The following is a 20,324-nucleotide window of genomic DNA, read 5'->3' as shown; positions in this document are numbered from 1 at the left end:
ATGTTTATGACGAGCAAAGAAACCTTTACCCATTACCAGCCGCAGGGCAACAGTGACCCGGCTCATACCGCAACCGCGCCCGGCGGATTGAGTGCGAAAGCGCCTGCAATGACCCCGCTGATGCTGGACACCTCCAGCCGTAAGCTGGTTGCGTGGGATGGCACCACCGACGGTGCTGCCGTTGGCATTCTTGCGGTTGCTGCTGACCAGACCAGCACCACGCTGACGTTCTACAAGTCCGGCACGTTCCGTTATGAGGATGTGCTCTGGCCGGAGGCTGCCAGCGACGAGACGAAAAAACGGACCGCGTTTGCCGGAACGGCAATCAGCATCGTTTAACTTTACCCTTCATCACTAAAGGCCGCCTGTGCGGCTTTTTTTACGGGATTTTTTTATGTCGATGTACACAACCGCCCAACTGCTGGCGGCAAATGAGCAGAAATTTAAGTTTGATCCGCTGTTTCTGCGTCTCTTTTTCCGTGAGAGCTATCCCTTCACCACGGAGAAAGTCTATCTCTCACAAATTCCGGGACTGGTAAACATGGCGCTGTACGTTTCGCCGATTGTTTCCGGTGAGGTTATCCGTTCCCGTGGCGGCTCCACCTCTGAATTTACGCCGGGATATGTCAAGCCGAAGCATGAAGTGAATCCGCAGATGACCCTGCGTCGCCTGCCGGATGAAGATCCGCAGAATCTGGCGGACCCGGCTTACCGCCGCCGTCGCATCATCATGCAGAACATGCGTGACGAAGAGCTGGCCATTGCTCAGGTCGAAGAGATGCAGGCAGTTTCTGCCGTGCTTAAGGGCAAATACACCATGACCGGTGAAGCCTTCGATCCGGTTGAGGTGGATATGGGCCGCAGTGAGGAGAATAACATCACGCAGTCCGGCGGCACGGAGTGGAGCAAGCGTGACAAGTCCACGTATGACCCGACCGACGATATCGAAGCCTACGCGCTGAACGCCAGCGGTGTGGTGAATATCATCGTGTTCGATCCGAAAGGCTGGGCGCTGTTCCGTTCCTTCAAAGCCGTCAAGGAGAAGCTGGATACCCGTCGTGGCTCTAATTCCGAGCTGGAGACAGCGGTGAAAGACCTGGGTAAAGCGGTGTCCTATAAGGGGATGTATGGCGATGTGGCCATCGTCGTGTATTCCGGACAGTACGTGGAAAACGGCGTCAAAAAGAACTTCCTGCCGGACAACACGATGGTGCTGGGGAACACTCAGGCACGCGGTCTGCGCACCTATGGCTGCATTCAGGATGCGGACGCACAGCGCGAAGGCATTAACGCCTCTGCCCGTTACCCGAAAAACTGGGTGACCACCGGCGATCCGGCGCGTGAGTTCACCATGATTCAGTCAGCACCGCTGATGCTGCTGGCTGACCCTGATGAGTTCGTGTCCGTACAACTGGCGTAATCATGGCCCTTCGGGGCCATTGTTTCTCTGTGGAGGAGTCCATGACGAAAGATGAACTGATTGCCCGTCTCCGCTCGCTGGGTGAACAACTGAACCGTGATGTCAGCCTGACGGGGACGAAAGAAGAACTGGCGCTCCGTGTGGCAGAGCTGGAAGAGGAGCTTGATGACACGGATGAAACTGCCGGTCAGGACACCCCTCTCAGCCGGGAAAATGTGCTGACCGGACATGAAAATGAGGTGGGATCAGCGCAGCCGGATACCGTGATTCTGGATACGTCTGAACTGGTCACGGTCGTGGCACTGGTGAAGCTGCATACTGATGCACTTCACGCCACGCGGGATGAACCTGTGGCATTTGTGCTGCCGGGAACGGCGTTTCGTGTCTCTGCTGGTGTGGCAGCCGAAATGACAGAGCGCGGCCTGGCCAGAATGCAATAACGGGAGGCGCTGTGGCTGATTTCGATAACCTGTTCGATGCTGCCATTGCCCGCGCCGATGAAACGATACGCGGGTACATGGGAACGTCAGCCACCATTACATCCGGTGAGCAGTCAGGTGCGGTGATACGTGGTGTTTTTGATGACCCTGAAAATATCAGCTATGCCGGACAGGGCGTGCGCGTTGAAGGCTCCAGCCCGTCCCTGTTTGTCCGGACTGATGAGGTGCGGCAGCTGCGGCGTGGAGACACGCTGACCATCGGTGAGGAAAATTTCTGGGTAGATCGGGTTTCGCCGGATGATGGCGGAAGTTGTCATCTCTGGCTTGGACGGGGCGTACCGCCTGCCGTTAACCGTCGCCGCTGAAAGGGGGATGTATGGCCATAAAAGGTCTTGAGCAGGCCGTTGAAAACCTCAGCCGTATCAGCAAAACGGCGGTGCCTGGTGCCGCCGCAATGGCCATTAACCGCGTTGCTTCATCCGCGATATCGCAGTCGGCGTCACAGGTTGCCCGTGAGACAAAGGTACGCCGGAAACTGGTAAAGGAAAGGGCCAGGCTGAAAAGGGCCACGGTCAAAAATCCGCAGGCCAGAATCAAAGTTAACCGGGGGGATTTGCCCGTAATCAAGCTGGGTAATGCGCGGGTTGTCCTTTCGCGCCGCAGGCGTCGTAAAAAGGGGCAGCGTTCATCCCTGAAAGGTGGCGGCAGCGTGCTTGTGGTGGGTAACCGTCGTATTCCCGGCGCGTTTATTCAGCAACTGAAAAATGGCCGGTGGCATGTCATGCAGCGTGTGGCCGGGAAAAACCGTTACCCCATTGATGTGGTGAAAATCCCGATGGCGGTGCCGCTGACCACGGCGTTTAAACAAAATATTGAGCGGATACGGCGTGAACGTCTTCCGAAAGAGCTGGGCTATGCGCTGCAGCATCAACTGAGGATGGTAATAAAGCGATGAAACATACTGAACTCCGTGCAGCCGTACTGGATGCACTGGAGAAGCATGACACCGGGGCGACGTTTTTTGATGGTCGCCCCGCTGTTTTTGATGAGGCGGATTTTCCGGCAGTTGCCGTTTATCTCACCGGCGCTGAATACACGGGCGAAGAGCTGGACAGCGATACCTGGCAGGCGGAGCTGCATATCGAAGTTTTCCTGCCTGCTCAGGTGCCGGATTCAGAGCTGGATGCGTGGATGGAGTCCCGGATTTATCCGGTGATGAGCGATATCCCGGCACTGTCAGATTTGATCACCAGTATGGTGGCCAGCGGCTATGACTACCGGCGCGACGATGATGCGGGCCTGTGGAGTTCAGCCGATCTGACTTATGTCATTACCTATGAAATGTGAGGACGCTATGCCTGTACCAAATCCTACAATGCCGGTGAAAGGTGCCGGGACCACCCTGTGGGTTTATAAGGGGAGCGGTGACCCTTATGCGAATCCGCTTTCAGACGTTGACTGGTCGCGTCTGGCAAAAGTTAAAGACCTGACGCCCGGCGAACTGACCGCTGAGTCCTATGACGACAGCTATCTCGATGATGAAGATGCAGACTGGACTGCGACCGGGCAGGGGCAGAAATCTGCCGGAGATACCAGCTTCACGCTGGCATGGATGCCCGGAGAGCAGGGGCAGCAGGCGCTGCTGGCGTGGTTTAATGAAGGCGATACCCGTGCCTATAAAATCCGCTTCCCGAACGGCACGGTCGATGTGTTCCGTGGCTGGGTCAGCAGTATCGGTAAGGCGGTGACGGCGAAGGAAGTGATCACCCGCACGGTGAAAGTCACCAATGTGGGACGTCCGTCGATGGCAGAAGATCGCAGCACGGTAACAGCGGCAACCGGCATGACCGTGACGCCTGCCAGCACCTCGGTGGTGAAAGGGCAGAGCACCACGCTGACCGTGGCCTTCCAGCCGGAGGGCGTAACCGACAAGAGCTTTCGTGCGGTGTCTGCGGATAAAACAAAAGCCACCGTGTCGGTCAGTGGTATGACCATCACCGTGAACGGCGTTGCTGCAGGCAAGGTCAACATTCCGGTTGTATCCGGTAATGGTGAGTTTGCTGCGGTTGCAGAAATTACCGTCACCGCCAGTTAATCCGGAGAGTCAGCGATGTTCCTGAAAACCGAATCATTTGAACATAACGGTGTGACCGTCACGCTTTCTGAACTGTCAGCCCTGCAGCGCATTGAGCATCTCGCCCTGATGAAACGGCAGGCAGAACAGGCGGAGTCAGACAGCAACCGGAAGTTTACTGTGGAAGACGCCATCAGAACCGGCGCGTTTCTGGTGGCGATGTCCCTGTGGCATAACCATCCGCAGAAGACGCAGATGCCGTCCATGAATGAAGCCGTTAAACAGATTGAGCAGGAAGTGCTTACCACCTGGCCCACGGAGGCAATTTCTCATGCTGAAAACGTGGTGTACCGGCTGTCTGGTATGTATGAGTTTGTGGTGAATAATGCCCCTGAACAGACAGAGGACGCCGGGCCCGCAGAGCCTGTTTCTGCGGGAAAGTGTTCGACGGTGAGCTGAGTTTTGCCCTGAAACTGGCGCGTGAGATGGGGCGACCCGACTGGCGTGCCATGCTTGCCGGGATGTCATCCACGGAGTATGCCGACTGGCACCGCTTTTACAGTACCCATTATTTTCATGATGTTCTGCTGGATATGCACTTTTCCGGGCTGACGTACACCGTGCTCAGCCTGTTTTTCAGCGATCCGGATATGCATCCGCTGGATTTCAGTCTGCTGAACCGGCGCGAGGCTGACGAAGAGCCTGAAGATGATGTGCTGATGCAGAAAGCGGCAGGGCTTGCCGGAGGTGTCCGCTTTGGCCCGGACGGGAATGAAGTTATCCCCGCTTCCCCGGATGTGGCGGACATGACGGAGGATGACGTAATGCTGATGACAGTATCAGAAGGGATCGCAGGAGGAGTCCGGTATGGCTGAACCGGTAGGCGATCTGGTCGTTGATTTGAGTCTGGATGCGGCCAGATTTGACGAGCAGATGGCCAGAGTCAGGCGTCATTTTTCCGGTACGGAAAGTGATGCGAAAAAAACAGCGGCAGTCGTTGAACAGTCGCTGAGCCGACAGGCGCTGGCTGCACAGAAAGCGGGGATTTCCGTCGGGCAGTATAAAGCCGCCATGCGTATGCTGCCTGCACAGTTCACCGACGTGGCCACGCAGCTTGCAGGCGGGCAAAGTCCGTGGCTGATCCTGCTGCAACAGGGGGGGCAGGTGAAGGACTCCTTCGGCGGGATGATCCCCATGTTCAGGGGGCTTGCCGGTGCGATCACCCTGCCGATGGTGGGGGCCACCTCGCTGGCGGTGGCGACCGGTGCGCTGGCGTATGCCTGGTATCAGGGCAACTCAACCCTGTCCGATTTTAACAAAACGCTGGTCCTTTCCGGCAATCAGGCGGGACTGACGGCAGATCGTATGCTGGTCCTGTCCAGAGCCGGGCAGGCGGCAGGGCTGACGTTTAACCAGACCAGCGAGTCACTCAGCGCACTGGTTAAGGCGGGGGTAAGCGGTGAGGCTCAGATTGCGTCCATCAGCCAGAGTGTGGCGCGTTTCTCCTCTGCATCCGGCGTGGAGGTGGACAAGGTCGCTGAAGCCTTCGGGAAGCTGACCACAGACCCGACGTCGGGGCTGACGGCGATGGCACGCCAGTTCCATAACGTGACGGCGGAGCAGATTGCGTATGTTGCTCAGTTGCAGCGTTCCGGCGATGAAGCCGGGGCATTGCAGGCGGCGAACGAGGCCGCAACGAAAGGGTTTGATGACCAGACCCGCCGCCTGAAAGAGAACATGGGCACGCTGGAGACCTGGGCAGACAGGACTGCGCGGGCATTCAAATCCATGTGGGATGCGGTGCTGGATATTGGTCGTCCTGATACCGCGCAGGAGATGCTGATTAAGGCAGAGGCTGCGTTTAAGAAAGCAGACGACATCTGGAATCTGCGCAAGGATGATTATTTTGTTAACGATGAAGCGCGGGCGCGTTACTGGGATGATCGTGAAAAGACCCGTCTTGCGCTTGAAGCCGCCCGAAAGAAGGCTGAGCAGCAGACTCAACAGGACAAAAATGCGCAGCAGCAGAGCGATACCGAAGCGTCACGGCTGAAATATACCGAAGAGGCGCAGAAGGCTTACGAACGGCTGCAGACGCCGCTGGAGAAATATACCGCCCGTCAGGAAGAACTGAACAAGGCACTGAAAGACGGGAAAATCCTGCAGGCGGATTACAACACGCTGATGGCGGCGGCGAAAAAGGATTATGAAGCGACGCTGAAAAAGCCGAAACAGTCCGGCGTGAAGGTGTCTGCGGGCGATCGTCAGGAAGACAGTGCTCATGCTGCCCTGCTGACGCTTCAGGCAGAACTCCGGACGCTGGAGAAGCATGCCGGAGCAAATGAGAAAATCAGCCAGCAGCGCCGGGATTTGTGGAAGGCGGAGAGTCAGTTCGCGGTACTGGAGGAGGCGGCGCAACGTCGCCAGCTGTCTGCACAGGAGAAATCCCTGCTGGCGCATAAAGATGAGACGCTGGAGTACAAACGCCAGCTGGCTGCACTTGGCGACAAGGTTACGTATCAGGAGCGCCTGAACGCGCTGGCGCAGCAGGCGGATAAATTCGCACAGCAGCAACGGGCAAAACGGGCCGCCATTGATGCGAAAAGCCGGGGGCTGACTGACCGGCAGGCAGAACGGGAAGCCACGGAACAGCGCCTGAAGGAACAGTATGGCGATAATCCGCTGGCGCTGAATAACGTCATGTCAGAGCAGAAAAAGACCTGGGCGGCTGAAGACCAGCTTCGCGGGAACTGGATGGCAGGCCTGAAGTCCGGCTGGAGTGAGTGGGAAGAGAGCGCCACGGACAGTATGTCGCAGGTAAAAAGTGCAGCCACGCAGACCTTTGATGGTATTGCACAGAATATGGCGGCGATGCTGACCGGCAGTGAGCAGAACTGGCGCAGCTTCACCCGTTCCGTGCTGTCCATGATGACAGAAATTCTGCTTAAGCAGGCAATGGTGGGGATTGTCGGGAGTATCGGCAGCGCCATTGGCGGGGCTGTTGGTGGCGGCGCATCCGCGTCAGGCGGTACAGCCATTCAGGCCGCTGCGGCGAAATTCCATTTTGCAACCGGAGGATTTACGGGAACCGGCGGCAAATATGAGCCAGCGGGGATTGTTCACCGTGGTGAGTTTGTCTTCACGAAGGAGGCAACCAGCCGGATTGGCGTGGGGAATCTTTACCGGCTGATGCGCGGCTATGCCACCGGCGGTTATGTCGGTACACCGGGCAGCATGGCAAACAGCCGGTCGCAGGCGTCCGGGACGTTTGAGCAGAATAACCATGTGGTGATTAACAACGACGGCACGAACGGGCAGATAGGTCCGGCTGCTCTGAAGGCGGTGTATGACATGGCCCGCAAGGGTGCCCGTGATGAAATTCAGACACAGATGCGTGATGGTGGCCTGTTCTCCGGAGGTGGACGATGAAGACCTTCCGCTGGAAAGTGAAACCCGGTATGGATGTGGCTTCGGTCCCTTCTGTAAGAAAGGTGCGCTTTGGTGATGGCTATTCTCAGCGAGCGCCTGCCGGGCTGAATGCCAACCTGAAAACGTACAGCGTGACGCTTTCTGTCCCCCGTGAGGAGGCCACGGTACTGGAGTCGTTTCTGGAAGAGCACGGGGGCTGGAAATCCTTTCTGTGGACGCCGCCTTATGAGTGGCGGCAGATAAAGGTGACCTGCGCAAAATGGTCGTCGCGGGTCAGTATGCTGCGTGTTGAGTTCAGCGCAGAGTTTGAACAGGTGGTGAACTGATGCAGGATATCCGGCAGGAAACACTGAATGAATGCACCCGTGCGGAGCAGTCGGCCAGCGTGGTGCTCTGGGAAATCGACCTGACAGAGGTCGGTGGAGAACGTTATTTTTTCTGTAATGAGCAGAACGAAAAAGGTGAGCCGGTCACCTGGCAGGGGCGACAGTATCAGCCGTATCCCATTCAGGGGAACGGTTTTGAACTGAATGGCAAAGGCACCAGTACGCGCCCCACGCTGACGGTTTCTAACCTGTACGGTATGGTCACCGGGATGGCGGAAGATATGCAGAGTCTGGTCGGCGGAACGGTGGTCCGGCGTAAGGTTTACGCCCGTTTTCTGGATGCGGTGAACTTCGTCAACGGAAACAGTTACGCCGATCCGGAGCAGGAGGTGATCAGCCGCTGGCGCATTGAGCAGTGCAGCGAACTGAGCGCGGTGAGTGCCTCCTTTGTACTGTCCACGCCGACGGAAACGGATGGCGCTGTTTTTCCGGGACGTATCATGCTGGCCAACACCTGCACCTGGACCTATCGCGGTGACGAGTGCGGTTATAGCGGTCCGGCTGTCGCGGATGAATATGACCAGCCAACGTCCGATATCACGAAGGATAAATGCAGCAAATGCCTGAGCGGTTGTAAGTTCCGCAATAACGTCGGCAACTTTGGCGGCTTCCTTTCCATTAACAAACTTTCGCAGTAAATCCCATGACACAGACAGAATCAGCGATTCTGGCGCACGCCCGGCGATGTGCGCCAGCGGAGTCGTGCGGCTTCGTGGTAAGCACGCCGGAGGGGGAAAGATATTTCCCCTGCGTGAATATCTCCGGTGAGCCGGAGGCGTATTTCCGTATGTCGCCGGAAGACTGGCTGCAGGCAGAAATGCAGGGTGAGATTGTGGCGCTGGTCCACAGCCACCCCGGTGGTCTGCCCTGGCTGAGTGAGGCCGACCGGCGGCTGCAGGTGCAGAGTGATTTGCCGTGGTGGCTGGTCTGCCGGGGGACGATTCATAAGTTCCGCTGTGTGCCGCATCTCACCGGGCGGCGCTTTGAGCACGGTGTGACGGACTGTTACACACTGTTCCGGGATGCTTATCATCTGGCGGGGATTGAGATGCCGGACTTTCATCGTGAGGATGACTGGTGGCGTAACGGCCAGAATCTCTATCTGGATAATCTGGAGGCGACGGGGCTGTATCAGGTGCCGTTGTCAGCGGCACAGCCGGGCGATGTGCTGCTGTGCTGTTTTGGTTCATCGGTGCCGAATCACGCCGCAATTTACTGCGGCGACGGCGAGCTGCTGCACCATATTCCTGAACAACTGAGCAAACGAGAGAGGTACACCGACAAATGGCAGCGACGCACACACTCCCTCTGGCGTCACCGGGCATGGCGCGCATCTGCCTTTACGGGGATTTACAACGATTTGGTCGCCGCATCGACCTTCGTGTGAAAACGGGGGCTGAAGCCATCCGGGCACTGGCCACACAGCTCCCGGCGTTTCGTCAGAAACTGAGCGACGGCTGGTATCAGGTACGGATTGCCGGGCGGGACGTCAGCACGTCCGGGTTAACGGCGCAGTTACATGAGACTCTGCCTGATGGCGCTGTGATTCATATTGTTCCCAGAGTCGCCGGGGCCAAGTCAGGTGGCGTATTCCAGATTGTCCTGGGGGCTGCCGCCATTGCCGGATCATTCTTTACCGCCGGAGCCACCCTTGCAGCATGGGGGGCAGCCATTGGGGCCGGTGGTATGACCGGCATCCTGTTTTCTCTCGGTGCCAGTATGGTGCTCGGTGGTGTGGCGCAGATGCTGGCACCGAAAGCCAGAACTCCCCGTACACAGACAACGGATAACGGTAAGCAGAACACCTATTTCTCCTCACTGGATAACATGGTTGCCCAGGGCAATGTTCTGCCTGTTCTGTACGGGGAAATGCGCGTGGGGTCACGCGTGGTTTCTCAGGAGATCAGCACGGCAGACGAAGGGGACGGTGGTCAGGTTGTGGTGATTGGTCGCTGATGCAAAATGTTTTATGTGAAACCGCCTGCGGGCGGTTTTGTCATTTATGGAGCGTGAGGAATGGGTAAAGGAAGCAGTAAGGGGCATACCCCGCGCGAAGCGAAGGACAACCTGAAGTCCACGCAGTTGCTGAGTGTGATCGATGCCATCAGCGAAGGGCCGGTTGAAGGTCCGGTGGATGGATTAAAAAGCGTGCTGCTGAACAGTACGCCGGTGCTGGACACTGAGGGGAATACCAACATCTCCGGTGTCACGGTGGTGTTCCGTGCCGGTGAGCAGGAGCAGACACCGCCGGAGGGGTTTGAATCCTCCGGCTCCGAGACGGTGCTGGGTACGGAAGTGAAATATGACACGCCGATCACCCGCACCATTACGTCTGCAAACATCGACCGTCTGCGCTTTACCTTCGGTGTACAGGCACTGGTGGAAACCACCTCAAAGGGTGACAGGAATCCGTCGGAAGTCCGTCTGCTGGTTCAGATACAACGTAACGGTGGCTGGGTGACGGAAAAAGACATCACCATTAAGGGCAAAACCACCTCGCAGTATCTGGCCTCGGTGGTGGTGGGTAGCCTGCCGCCGCGCCCGTTTAATATCCGGATGCGCAGGATGACGCCGGACAGCACCACAGACCAGCTGCAGAACAAAACGCTCTGGTCGTCATACACCGAAATCATCGATGTGAAACAGTGCTACCCGAACACGGCACTGGTCGGCGTGCAGGTGGACTCGGAGCAGTTCGGCAGCCAGCAGGTGAGCCGTAATTATCATCTTCGCGGGCGCATTCTGCAGGTGCCGTCGAACTATAACCCGCAGACGCGGCAATACAGCGGTATCTGGGACGGAACGTTTAAGCCGGCATACAGCAACAACCCGGCCTGGTGTCTGTGGGATATGCTGACCCACCCGCGCTACGGCATGGGGAAACGTCTTGGTGCGGCGGATGTGGATAAATGGGCGCTGTATGTCATCGGCCAGTACTGCGACCAGTCAGTGCCGGACGGTTTTGGCGGCACGGAGCCGCGCATCACCTGTAATGCCTACCTGACCACGCAGCGTAAGGCGTGGGATGTGCTCAGTGATTTCTGCTCGGCGATGCGCTGTATGCCGGTATGGAACGGGCAGACGCTGACGTTCGTGCAGGACCGACCATCAGATAAGGTGTGGACCTATAACCGCAGTAATGTGGTGATGCCGGATGATGGCGCGCCGTTCCGCTACAGCTTCAGCGCCCTGAAGGACCGCCATAATGCCGTTGAGGTGAACTGGATTGACCCGAATAACGGCTGGGAGACGGCGACAGAGCTTGTTGAAGATACGCAGGCCATTGCCCGTTACGGTCGTAATGTCACGAAGATGGATGCCTTTGGCTGTACCAGCCGGGGGCAGGCACACCGCGCCGGGCTGTGGCTGATTAAAACGGAACTGCTGGAGACGCAGACCGTGGATTTCAGCGTGGGTGCTGAAGGGCTTCGCCATGTACCGGGCGATGTCATTGAAATCTGCGATGATGACTATGCCGGTATCAGCACCGGTGGTCGCGTGCTGGCGGTGAACAGCCAGACCCGGACGCTGACGCTCGACCGTGAAATCACGCTGCCATCCTCCGGTACCACGCTGATAAGCCTGGTTGACGGAAGTGGTAATCCGGTCAGCGTGGAGGTTCAGTCCGTCACCGACGGACTTAAGGTGAAAGTGAACCGGGTTCCTGACGGCGTTGCAGAATACAGTGTGTGGGGGCTGAAGTTGCCGACGTTGCGTCAGCGCCTGTTCCGCTGTGTGAGTATCCGTGAGAACGATGACGGCACGTATGCCATCACTGCCGTGCAGCATGTACCGGAAAAAGAAGCCATCGTGGATAACGGGGCGCACTTTGACGGCGACCAGAGCGGCACGGTGAATGGTGTCACGCCGCCAGCGGTGCAGCACCTGACCGCCGAAGTCACCGCAGACAGCGGGGAATATCAGGTGCTGGCGCGCTGGGACACGCCGAAGGTGGTGAAGGGCGTGAGCTTCCTGCTCCGTCTGACCGTAACAGCGGATGACGGCAGTGAGCGGCTGGTCAGCACGGCCCGGACGACGGAAACCACATACCGCTTCACGCAACTGGCGCTGGGGAACTACAGGCTGACAGTCCGGGCGGTAAATGCGTGGGGGCAGCAGGGCGATCCGGCGTCGGTATCGTTCCGGATTGCCGCACCGGCAGCACCGTCGAGGATTGAGCTGACGCCGGGCTATTTTCAGATAACCGCCACGCCGCATCTTGCCGTTTATGACCCGACGGTACAGTTTGAGTTCTGGTTCTCGGAAAAGCGGATTACCGATATCAGGCAGGTTGAAACCACAGCCCGCTATCTTGGTACGGCGCTGTACTGGATAGCCGCCAGTATCAATATCAAACCGGGCCATGATTATTACTTTTATATCCGCAGTGTGAACACCGTTGGCAAATCGGCATTCGTGGAGGGCGTCGGTCGGGCGAGCGATGATGCGGAAGGTTACCTGGATTTTTTCAAAGGCAAGATAACCGAATCCCATCTCGGTAAAGAGCTGCTGGAAAAAGTTGATTTGACGGAGGATAACGCCAGCAGACTGGATGAGTTTTCGAAAGAGTGGAAGGACGCTAACGATAAATGGAATGCCATGTGGGGCGTCAAAATTGAGCAGACCAAAGACGGCAAACATTATGTCGCGGGTATTGGCCTCAGCATGGAGGACACGGAGGAAGGCAAGCTGAGCCAGTTTCTGGTTGCCGCTAACCGTATCGCGTTTATTGACCCGGCAAACGGGAATGAAACGCCGATGTTTGTGGCGCAGGGCAACCAGATATTCATGAACGACGTGTTCCTGAAGCGCCTGACAGCCCCCACCATTACCAGCGGTGGCAGTCCTCCGGTATTTTCCCTGACATCAGACGGAAAGCTGACCGCTAAAAATGCGGATATCAGTGGTAGTGTGAATGCGAACTCAGGAACGCTCAACAATGTCACGATTAACCAGAACTGTACGATTAAGGGCATGCTGGAGGCGACTCAGGTCAGAGGTGACTTCGTTAAAGCTGTATCCAAATCATTTCCGAAACAGGCTGGTACGTGGGGGAACACGGAAACACCAAACGGGACGGTTACAGTCACCATCAGCGATGATCATAACTTTGACCGTCAAATCATTATTCCGCCCATTATCTTTAACGGAATAGCGTATAGCGATCCGGGAAGTGGTAATAACCCGGGAGGTACAAGATACACGGGTTATGGTTTTGAAGTTCGCAAAAACGGTGTATTAATCGCATCCAGAGAAACTAAAGGGGCCATTCCCGGTAGCTACAGTGCGGTTATTGATATGCCGAGTGGCAGGGGAAGCGTCACTCTGGAGTTTAAGGTTTTCCATAAAGGCAATCAGTGGGCAGGTAATATCACCGACTGTACGGTGATTGTGACCAAAAAAGCCGCTTCCGGCATCAGTATTCGTTGAAATTGTTATAACCCATATAAGGGCACCAGAAATGGTGCCTTTTTTATTGCAGAAAAGCGAGAGGTAATTATGCGTAAACTTTATGCCGCCATTTTGTCCGCAGCCATTTGTCTGGCCGTATCCGGTGCGCCTGCATGGGCATCTGAACATCAGTCCACGCTGAGCGCGGGGTATCTTCATGCCTCGACGAACGTTCCCGGCAGCGATGATCTTAACGGGATTAACGTGAAATACCGTTATGAGTTTACGGACACACTGGGGCTGGTGACGTCATTCAGCTATGCAGGAGACAAGAATCGCCAGCTTACCCGTTACAGCGATACCCGCTGGCATGAAGATTCCGTGCGTAACCGCTGGTTCAGCGTGATGGTGGGGCCGTCTGTGCGCGTGAATGAATGGTTCAGCGCGTATGCGATGGCGGGTATGGCTTACAGCCGTGTGTCGACTTTCTCCGGGGATTATCTCCGCGTAACTGACAACAAGGGGAAAACGCACGACGTGCTGACCGGAAGTGATGACGGTCGCCACAGCAACACGTCTCTGGCGTGGGGAGCTGGCGTGCAGTTTAACCCGACCGAATCCGTGGCCATTGATATTGCTTATGAAGGCTCCGGCAGTGGCGACTGGCGCACTGACGGTTTCATCGTGGGTGTCGGTTATAAGTTCTGATTAGCCAGGTAACACAGTGTTATGACAGCCCGCCTGTTCAGGCGGGCTTTTTTGTGGGGTGAATATGGCAGTAAAGATTTCAGGTGTACTGAAAGACGGCACAGGAAAACCGGTACAGAACTGCACAATCCAGCTGAAAGCAAAACGTAACAGCACCGCGGTGGTGGTGAACACGCTGGCCTCAGAAAATCCGGATGAAGCCGGGCGTTACAGCATGGACGTTGAGTACGGTCAGTACAGCGTTATTCTGTTGGTGGAAGGATTCCCGCCGTCACATGCCGGGACCATCACCGTGTATGAAGATTCCCGACCCGGTACGCTGAATGATTTTCTCGGTGCCATGACGGAGGATGATGCCCGTCCGGAGGCTCTGCGCCGTTTTGAACTGATGGTGGAAGAGGTGGCGCGTAACGCGTCCGCGGTGGCACAGAACACGGCAGCCGCGAAGAAGTCAGCCGGCGATGCCGGCACATCTGCCCGTGAGGCGGCAACCCATGCGACTGATGCTGCAGGCTCAGCACGCGCAGCCAGCACGTCAGCCGGACAGGCCGCTTCGTCGGCTCAGTCAGCGTCTTCCAGCGCAGGAACGGCATCAACAAAGGCCACTGAAGCGGAAAAAAGTGCTGCCGCTGCAGAGTCCTCAAAAAGCGCGGCAGCTACCAGTGCCAGTGCCGCGAAAACGTCAGAAACGAATGCTGCAGCGTCACAACAATCAGCAGCCACTTCTGCATCCACCGCGACTACGAAAGCGTCAGAAGCTGCCACCTCAGCCCGGGATGCGTCGGCTTCAAAAGAGGCGGCAAAATCATCAGAAACGAGCGCAGCCTCGAGCGCCAGTAGTTCCGCTTCCTCGGCAACGGCGGCAGGCAATTCCGCGAAAGCGGCAAAAACGTCCGAGACGAACGCCAAGTCTTCTGAGACGGCAGCGGAACAGAGTGCCTCCGCAGCAGCAGACTCAAAAACAGCGGCTGCATCATCTGCCAGCGCCGCGTCAACAAGTGCCGGGCAGGCCTCAGCCAGTGCCACCGCTGCCGGAAAGTCGGCAGAAAGTGCTGCATCGTCTGCTTCAACAGCCACAACGAATGCTGGCGAAGCCGCTGTACAGGCCAGCGCAGCCGCGAGGTCAGCTTCCGCAGCGAAGACATCCGAGACGAACGCGAAAGCGTCGGAAACCAGCGCAGAATCCTCAAAAACGGCTGCCGCATCATCCGCCAGTTCGGCGGCGTCATCGGCATCATCTGCGTCTGCTTCAAAAGATGAGGCGACCAGACAGGCGTCAGCAGCGAAGGGCAGCGCCACGACAGCATCCACGAAGGCGACAGAGGCAGCTGGCAGTGCGACGGCGGCAGCACAGAGCAAAAGTACGGCGGAATCCGCGGCAACGCGCGCCGAGACAGCGGCAAAACGGGCAGAGGATATTGCATCCGCCGTGGCGCTTGAGGATGCGAGCACGACGAAAAAGGGGGTAGTACAGCTCAGCAGTGCGACCAACAGTACGTCTGAAACGCTGGCGGCAACGCCAAAGGCAGTAAAATCAGCCTATGACAATGCAGAGAAACGTCTGCAGAAAGACCAGAACGGCGCTGATATACCCGATAAGGGACGCTTCCTGAACAACATTAACGCGGTCAGTAAAACAGACTTTGCTGATAAGCGCGGTATGCGTTATGTGCGGGTTAACGCTCCTGCAGGTGCAACATCTGGAAAATATTACCCTGTTGTTGTTATGCGTTCTGCTGGCTCTGTAAGCGAACTGGCATCAAGGGTCATTATCACCACGGCAACGCGAACCGCAGGCGATCCGATGAATAACTGCGAGTTTAACGGATTTGTTATGCCTGGTGGCTGGACTGACAGGGGGCGTTATGCTTATGGAATGTTCTGGCAATATCAAAACAATGAACGAGCCATCCACTCAATAATGATGAGTAATAAGGGCGATGATTTGCGCTCTGTGTTCTATGTTGATGGCGCTGCTTTCCCTGTTTTTGCGTTTATCGAAGATGGCCTGTCAATATCCGCACCTGGTGCTGATCTCGTTGTTAATGATACGACCTATAAGTTTGGGGCAACAAATCCGGCGACTGAATGTATCGCGGCGGACGTTATCCTTGATTTTAAGAGTGGGCGTGGTTTTTATGAGTCTCATTCGTTAATCGTTAACGATAACTTGTCGTGCAAAAAACTTTTTGCCACAGACGAAATTGTAGCGCGTGGTGGTAATCAGATTCGAATGATAGGTGGGGAGTATGGTGCATTATGGCGTAATGATGGCGCTAAAACTTACCTGCTGCTTACCAATCAAGGTGATGTTTATGGTGGCTGGAATACATTAAGACCGTTTGCTATTGATAACGCAACCGGCGAACTGATTATTGGAACCAAACTGTCCGCAAGTCTGAACGGTAATGCATTAACAGCAACAAAGCTGCAAACGCCAAGACTGGTTTCTGGTGTTGAGTTTGATGGTTCCAAAGATATTACTTTAACCGCCGCGCATGTGGCTGCTTTTGCCAGAAGGGCAACGGATACATATGCCGATGCGGATGGTGGCGTTCCCTGGAATGCCGAATCAGGCGCTTACAATGTCACCCGCTCTGGCGACAGCTATATTCTGGTTAACTTCTATACCGGAGTCGGAAGTTGCCGGACCCTGCAGATGAAGGCGCATTACAGAAATGGAGGTCTGTTCTACCGTTCCTCAAGAGATGGCTATGGTTTTGAGGAAGACTGGGCAGAAGTTTATACCTCGAAAAATCTTCCACCAGAAAGCTACCCAGTCGGCGCACCAATCCCGTGGCCATCAGATACCGTTCCGTCTGGCTATGCCCTGATGCAGGGGCAGACTTTTGACAAATCTGCATACCCGAAACTTGCAGTGGCTTATCCGTCAGGCGTTATTCCTGATATGCGTGGCTGGACGATTAAGGGCAAGCCCGCCAGTGGTCGTGCCGTATTGTCTCAGGAACAGGACGGCATTAAATCGCACACCCACAGCGCCAGCGCATCCAGTACGGATTTGGGTACGAAAACCACATCGTCGTTTGATTACGGCACTAAATCCACGAATAACACCGGGGCTCATACGCATAGTCTGAGCGGCTCTACAAGCTCGGCTGGAGCACACTCGCACGTTGATGGGCGCAGGTTTAATACAAGCACTTTTAAAGACACCTATCAGTATGGTTCTACAGCTGTCGGAAGTAACTCATACCAGGTACAAGGGGCGGTTGGTCTGGGCGTTGGTACGATGGCGAATACGAACTCTGCTGGCGCGCACACCCACTCACTGTCCGGCACTGCTGCAAGCGCAGGCGCACACGCACATACTGTCGGTATTGGTGCACACACGCACTCCGTTGCGATTGGTTCACATGGACACACCATCACCGTTAACGCTGCTGGTAACGCGGAAAACACCGTCAAAAACATTGCATTTAACTATATTGTGAGGCTTGCATAATGGCATTCAGAATGAGTGAACAACCACGGACCATAAAAATTTATAATCTGCTGGCCGGAACTAATGAATTTATTGGTGAAGGTGACGCATATATTCCGCCTCATACAGGTCTGCCAGCAAACAGTACCTATATTGCACCGCCAGATATTCCTGCTGGCTTTGTGGCCGTTTTCAACAGTGATGAGGCATCGTGGCATCTCGTTGAAGACCATCGGGGAAAAACCGTCTATGACGTGGCTTCCGGCGACGCGTTATTTATTTCTGAACTTGGCTCATTACCGGAAAATGTCACCTGGTTATCCCCGGAAGGGGAGTTTCAGAAGTGGAACGGCACAGCCTGGGTGAAGGATACGGAAGCAGAAAAACTGTTCCGGATCCGGGAGGCGGAAGAAACAAAAAACAGCCTGATGCAGGTAGCCAGTGAGCATATTGCGCCACTTCAGGATGCTGTAGATCTGGAAATCGCAACGGAGGAAGAAATCTCGTTGCTGGCAGCCTGGAAAAAGTATCGGGTATTGCTGAACCGTGTTGATACATCAGTAGCACCGGATATTGAGTGGCCTGCTGTCCCTGTAATGGAGTAATCGTTTTGAGATACGCCGCATACACGTTGTATGCAATAACGTGCTGCGGCTGGCTGGTGAGCTTTCGATAGGGCGAGTATTGAATGATCTCCAGCCGTTATCGATTTTACGTATTTTTGTATGAGAGGATTTTTACCTCCTCCCACCGATCCTACATGACTTTACGACACAGTCTCTAGGACTGCTATGTGCCAGAAGCGGACGGTGCTAACTTTACTCTGGTAACAGATCAAGGTCAGGTTGATTAAGCATGGATTAGCGGTTAAATTCTTTTGAGTGAAATGTCTGCATGAAGACAATAGAGTTTACGTTGTGGGTCTTATAGATTTTGAAAAGATACTGTTGGGCAGTGAAAGGAATAGGAACAATGAATTCTCAAACATGGGAAAAAATTTGTGGTGACACAGTAAATACCATGATTCAACACGTGGCGCCATACTTGACTCCTATCTCATATGAAGAATCCCCTGATTATGGACGACACTATGGTAGCGGGTCTTACTTTGAAACAGAAGGTGAAAAGTTTCTCATCACGAATGAGCACGTTGCAAGAAAGGTTAAAGAAGCAACTTTAGCGTCTCAGTTTTTAGACAATGATAATATTATTCGGCTGACGAATCATTTTCACTGTGAAAACCATCCAATTGATCTTGCCATTAGCAAGATTGACTCAGAGATATGGAGTCATCATCATACAGGTTCTAAAGCAATCCCTTTAGAGCGATTTGCCAAGCAGCATAACCCAGTCAGTCATGAGCTATTGTTTTTTGCTGGCTATAGTGGTGAGCGCTCAACTTTTCGCTTTGGGCATCTGTTTACTAGGGGGACTCCATACTTGACTCAAGAGTCACCATTTCCCCAAGCCGTGTCCGAAGGGGACCCAGACTACCACTTCTCACTATTTTATCCGCCAGATCTTGCTAAGAGTGTCGACGGGACATCTCATTTACCGGATCCTCACGGTTTCAGTGGTTCTCTCGTTTGGGATACGAAGCGAGTAGCTTGCCTTTTGGAAAACAAGGCTTGGGAGCCTAGTATGGCTGAAGTTACTGGCATCGTATGGGGATGGCCTTCGTCAAGTGCATGTATTCTTGCGACTAAAGTAGATAAGTTGATGCTCCCTGATATTATTTATAATTATCTGAAAAACAAATAAAAACATCCACTTACTAGACGGAATTCTACATAGTTCTTAAATCGCCCCAGTATGAGGCACTAGATCTATGTACAACATTAATTCTTAAATAATAAGGTATTTTGATGAAAATTCTTAATTTTGAAATCCTATCAGACGGAGATATTGTTGAGCGTATTATCGACAACAAGGTACATGTTAGGAAACATAATGGAGCGTACATTGTGTACACTCTCCATACTGAAAATCCAGAGTTTATGGACTTTGATGTGTTTGTGGTACAAAAAGGTGATGGGTTTATTTCCACCAAACTGAACGCCGATTTGTCTGATTTAGATAAAACTTTAGGAGTTAGTGATGACTGATTCCAAAGAGATAAAACCAGAAGAAAGTACAACAGTTGCAGAAAACAATAATGTTTCTGTTTCTGTGATTTTTAGAAATGTACCTAAAGATAAGCGTGCTGCTTTAGAAAAGCTAGCAAAAGATTTTTCTAAGAAGCATAGGAAATTAGTCAACTACATAGAGAAATGAAATGAGTGACGAAAAAGATGTTCTTATTAAGATTAGCTACATTGAGAGTAATGATCAGCTTAATGAATTCTTGACGTTAGCACAGGAAATTGGTTTGCTGCCTGAAAGCATACGAAAAAAAGAACTTCCTGCTAAATCCAAAGCAATAACCGGGAGCAATACCAAAGACGTAATGATAACTGTTGCAGGAAATTCAGATAGTGCAAATAATATCATCAGTGAATTTCTTGAAATAGTAGATAGAGAATTGGAATTGTCTCCTGCATCCCGAAATGAAAAACTTTTGGAAGGAAAGTAAATGAAATCTAAAAGAGATAGCAGCCATAAAAAAGCGATCTCACTTGCTAAAACAAGAGAAAATAATATTTGCGAACTGTGTCAAAATGACACAAATATCCATGGGCATCATATTATTGATGTTGGTTTTGGGGGGGGAGGCGAACCCGAAAATATTTTGGTAGTATGTAAACCTTGCCACGACAAGATACATAATGGCGAAATAAAAATCAACACTTATGACTTTCGACATCAGCCATAATGAGGGGCTGAAATTTATGTTTTTATACGTTGTGCTTTTGGGATGAGATGAGCAAAGAGAGTATTAATAGAATAACATATCATACAAAAAATCAGTTTTAACGACTGTTCCTCGCTCGCAGCGGACCTTCAGTTCATGTAACTTTTCCGCTTCGTACCAAAAGCGGACGTCAAAATGTATGTTCAGCTAGCGTAAGTTGAGCGTTTCATAATGATGTCTCTC

Annotated in this window: 23 protein-coding genes; all 23 read left to right on the top strand. The window is 53.9% G+C overall.

The window, feature by feature from the left end; all coding sequences use genetic code 11:
* The first annotated feature begins 6 nt into the window (after window positions 1-6).
* The 23 genes from ACJHW7_RS18225 to ACJHW7_RS18115 all read left to right on the top strand — a co-directional run bounded on the left by ACJHW7_RS18225 (window position 7) and on the right by ACJHW7_RS18115 (window position 20,102).
* Window positions 7-339: a head decoration protein gene (locus tag ACJHW7_RS18225; RefSeq protein WP_001297109.1), complete on the top strand. Its 333-nt coding sequence runs from the start codon at window positions 7-9 to the stop codon at window positions 337-339.
* A 55-nt stretch (window positions 340-394) separates the two neighbouring features.
* Window positions 395-1,420 (top strand): major capsid protein, encoded by a 1,026-nt coding sequence (locus ACJHW7_RS18220; protein WP_000063280.1) that lies wholly within the window; start codon window positions 395-397, stop codon window positions 1,418-1,420.
* Between the two features lie 41 nt (window positions 1,421-1,461).
* Window positions 1,462-1,860, top strand: a complete 399-nt coding sequence (locus ACJHW7_RS18215) for a DNA-packaging protein FI (protein WP_000158905.1) — start codon at window positions 1,462-1,464, stop codon at window positions 1,858-1,860.
* Window positions 1,861-1,871: 11 nt separating this feature from the next.
* Window positions 1,872-2,225 carry a head-tail joining protein gene (locus ACJHW7_RS18210; RefSeq protein ID WP_000752979.1) on the top strand — a complete coding sequence of 118 codons (354 nt, stop codon included), beginning with the start codon at window positions 1,872-1,874 and terminating at the stop codon, window positions 2,223-2,225.
* A gap of 11 nt (window positions 2,226-2,236) precedes the next feature.
* Window positions 2,237-2,815 (top strand): phage tail protein, encoded by a 579-nt coding sequence (locus ACJHW7_RS18205; RefSeq protein ID WP_000975070.1) that lies wholly within the window; start codon window positions 2,237-2,239, stop codon window positions 2,813-2,815.
* The gene (locus ACJHW7_RS18200; protein WP_000683105.1) at window positions 2,812-3,207 is read left to right on the top strand and encodes a phage minor tail U family protein; all 396 of its coding nucleotides are present in this window, start codon (window positions 2,812-2,814) and stop codon (window positions 3,205-3,207) included. The genes ACJHW7_RS18205 and ACJHW7_RS18200 overlap by 4 nt, the downstream gene beginning before the upstream one ends.
* Window positions 3,208-3,214: 7 nt before the next feature.
* Window positions 3,215-3,955 carry a phage tail protein gene (locus tag ACJHW7_RS18195; protein WP_001349920.1) on the top strand — a complete coding sequence of 247 codons (741 nt, stop codon included), beginning with the start codon at window positions 3,215-3,217 and terminating at the stop codon, window positions 3,953-3,955.
* 15 nt (window positions 3,956-3,970) lie between these two features.
* On the top strand, window positions 3,971-4,393 hold the full coding sequence (gene gpG, locus ACJHW7_RS18190) for a phage tail assembly chaperone G (protein ID WP_000479153.1): 423 nt from the start codon (window positions 3,971-3,973) through the stop codon (window positions 4,391-4,393).
* Window positions 4,375-4,809 carry a phage tail assembly protein T gene (locus tag ACJHW7_RS18185; RefSeq protein ID WP_000459457.1) on the top strand — a complete coding sequence of 145 codons (435 nt, stop codon included), beginning with the start codon at window positions 4,375-4,377 and terminating at the stop codon, window positions 4,807-4,809. The genes gpG and ACJHW7_RS18185 overlap by 19 nt, the downstream gene beginning before the upstream one ends.
* Window positions 4,802-7,363, top strand: a complete 2,562-nt coding sequence (locus tag ACJHW7_RS18180) for a phage tail tape measure protein (RefSeq protein WP_072847863.1) — start codon at window positions 4,802-4,804, stop codon at window positions 7,361-7,363. The genes ACJHW7_RS18185 and ACJHW7_RS18180 overlap by 8 nt, the downstream gene beginning before the upstream one ends.
* The gene (locus tag ACJHW7_RS18175) at window positions 7,360-7,689 is read left to right on the top strand and encodes a phage tail protein (RefSeq protein ID WP_000847379.1); all 330 of its coding nucleotides are present in this window, start codon (window positions 7,360-7,362) and stop codon (window positions 7,687-7,689) included. The genes ACJHW7_RS18180 and ACJHW7_RS18175 overlap by 4 nt, the downstream gene beginning before the upstream one ends.
* Window positions 7,689-8,387 (top strand): phage minor tail protein L, encoded by a 699-nt coding sequence (locus ACJHW7_RS18170; protein ID WP_072847862.1) that lies wholly within the window; start codon window positions 7,689-7,691, stop codon window positions 8,385-8,387. Before ACJHW7_RS18175 ends, ACJHW7_RS18170 begins: the two co-directional genes overlap by 1 nt.
* Window positions 8,388-8,392: 5 nt before the next feature.
* Entirely contained in the window at window positions 8,393-9,136 is a 744-nt protein-coding gene (locus tag ACJHW7_RS18165; RefSeq protein ID WP_000194780.1) for a C40 family peptidase, read from the top strand.
* A complete protein-coding gene (locus tag ACJHW7_RS18160; RefSeq protein WP_000847666.1) occupies window positions 9,133-9,705 on the top strand; it encodes a tail assembly protein in 573 nt (190 codons plus the stop codon). Before ACJHW7_RS18165 ends, ACJHW7_RS18160 begins: the two co-directional genes overlap by 4 nt.
* Before the next feature lie 60 nt (window positions 9,706-9,765).
* Window positions 9,766-13,179: a host specificity protein J gene (locus ACJHW7_RS18155; RefSeq protein WP_072847861.1), complete on the top strand. Its 3,414-nt coding sequence runs from the start codon at window positions 9,766-9,768 to the stop codon at window positions 13,177-13,179.
* Window positions 13,180-13,248: 69 nt separating this feature from the next.
* The gene (locus ACJHW7_RS18150; protein ID WP_001230375.1) at window positions 13,249-13,848 is read left to right on the top strand and encodes an Ail/Lom family outer membrane beta-barrel protein; all 600 of its coding nucleotides are present in this window, start codon (window positions 13,249-13,251) and stop codon (window positions 13,846-13,848) included.
* A 64-nt stretch (window positions 13,849-13,912) separates the two neighbouring features.
* The gene (locus ACJHW7_RS18145) at window positions 13,913-17,311 is read left to right on the top strand and encodes a prophage tail fiber N-terminal domain-containing protein (RefSeq protein ID WP_072847860.1); all 3,399 of its coding nucleotides are present in this window, start codon (window positions 13,913-13,915) and stop codon (window positions 17,309-17,311) included.
* Window positions 17,311-17,895 carry a tail fiber assembly protein gene (locus ACJHW7_RS18140; protein WP_072847859.1) on the top strand — a complete coding sequence of 195 codons (585 nt, stop codon included), beginning with the start codon at window positions 17,311-17,313 and terminating at the stop codon, window positions 17,893-17,895. The genes ACJHW7_RS18145 and ACJHW7_RS18140 overlap by 1 nt, the downstream gene beginning before the upstream one ends.
* A gap of 367 nt (window positions 17,896-18,262) precedes the next feature.
* A complete protein-coding gene (locus ACJHW7_RS18135; RefSeq protein WP_072847857.1) occupies window positions 18,263-19,051 on the top strand; it encodes a hypothetical protein in 789 nt (262 codons plus the stop codon).
* A gap of 104 nt (window positions 19,052-19,155) precedes the next feature.
* Window positions 19,156-19,395 (top strand): hypothetical protein, encoded by a 240-nt coding sequence (locus ACJHW7_RS18130; protein ID WP_063863762.1) that lies wholly within the window; start codon window positions 19,156-19,158, stop codon window positions 19,393-19,395.
* Window positions 19,388-19,564, top strand: coding sequence for a hypothetical protein (locus ACJHW7_RS18125; protein WP_153734619.1), 177 nt, complete (start codon window positions 19,388-19,390; stop codon window positions 19,562-19,564). Before ACJHW7_RS18130 ends, ACJHW7_RS18125 begins: the two co-directional genes overlap by 8 nt.
* Before the next feature lies 1 nt (window position 19,565).
* Window positions 19,566-19,862 (top strand): hypothetical protein, encoded by a 297-nt coding sequence (locus ACJHW7_RS18120; RefSeq protein WP_063863763.1) that lies wholly within the window; start codon window positions 19,566-19,568, stop codon window positions 19,860-19,862.
* Window positions 19,863-20,102: an HNH endonuclease gene (locus ACJHW7_RS18115; RefSeq protein ID WP_072847856.1), complete on the top strand. Its 240-nt coding sequence runs from the start codon at window positions 19,863-19,865 to the stop codon at window positions 20,100-20,102.
* Window positions 20,103-20,324 lie beyond the last annotated feature (222 nt).

It is taken from the genome of Escherichia sp. WS1152, from assembly GCF_046487665.1.
GTDB classification, from domain to species: Bacteria; Pseudomonadota; Gammaproteobacteria; order Enterobacterales; family Enterobacteriaceae; genus Escherichia; species Escherichia coli.
This window is presented reverse-complemented; position numbering and strand designations above follow the sequence as displayed.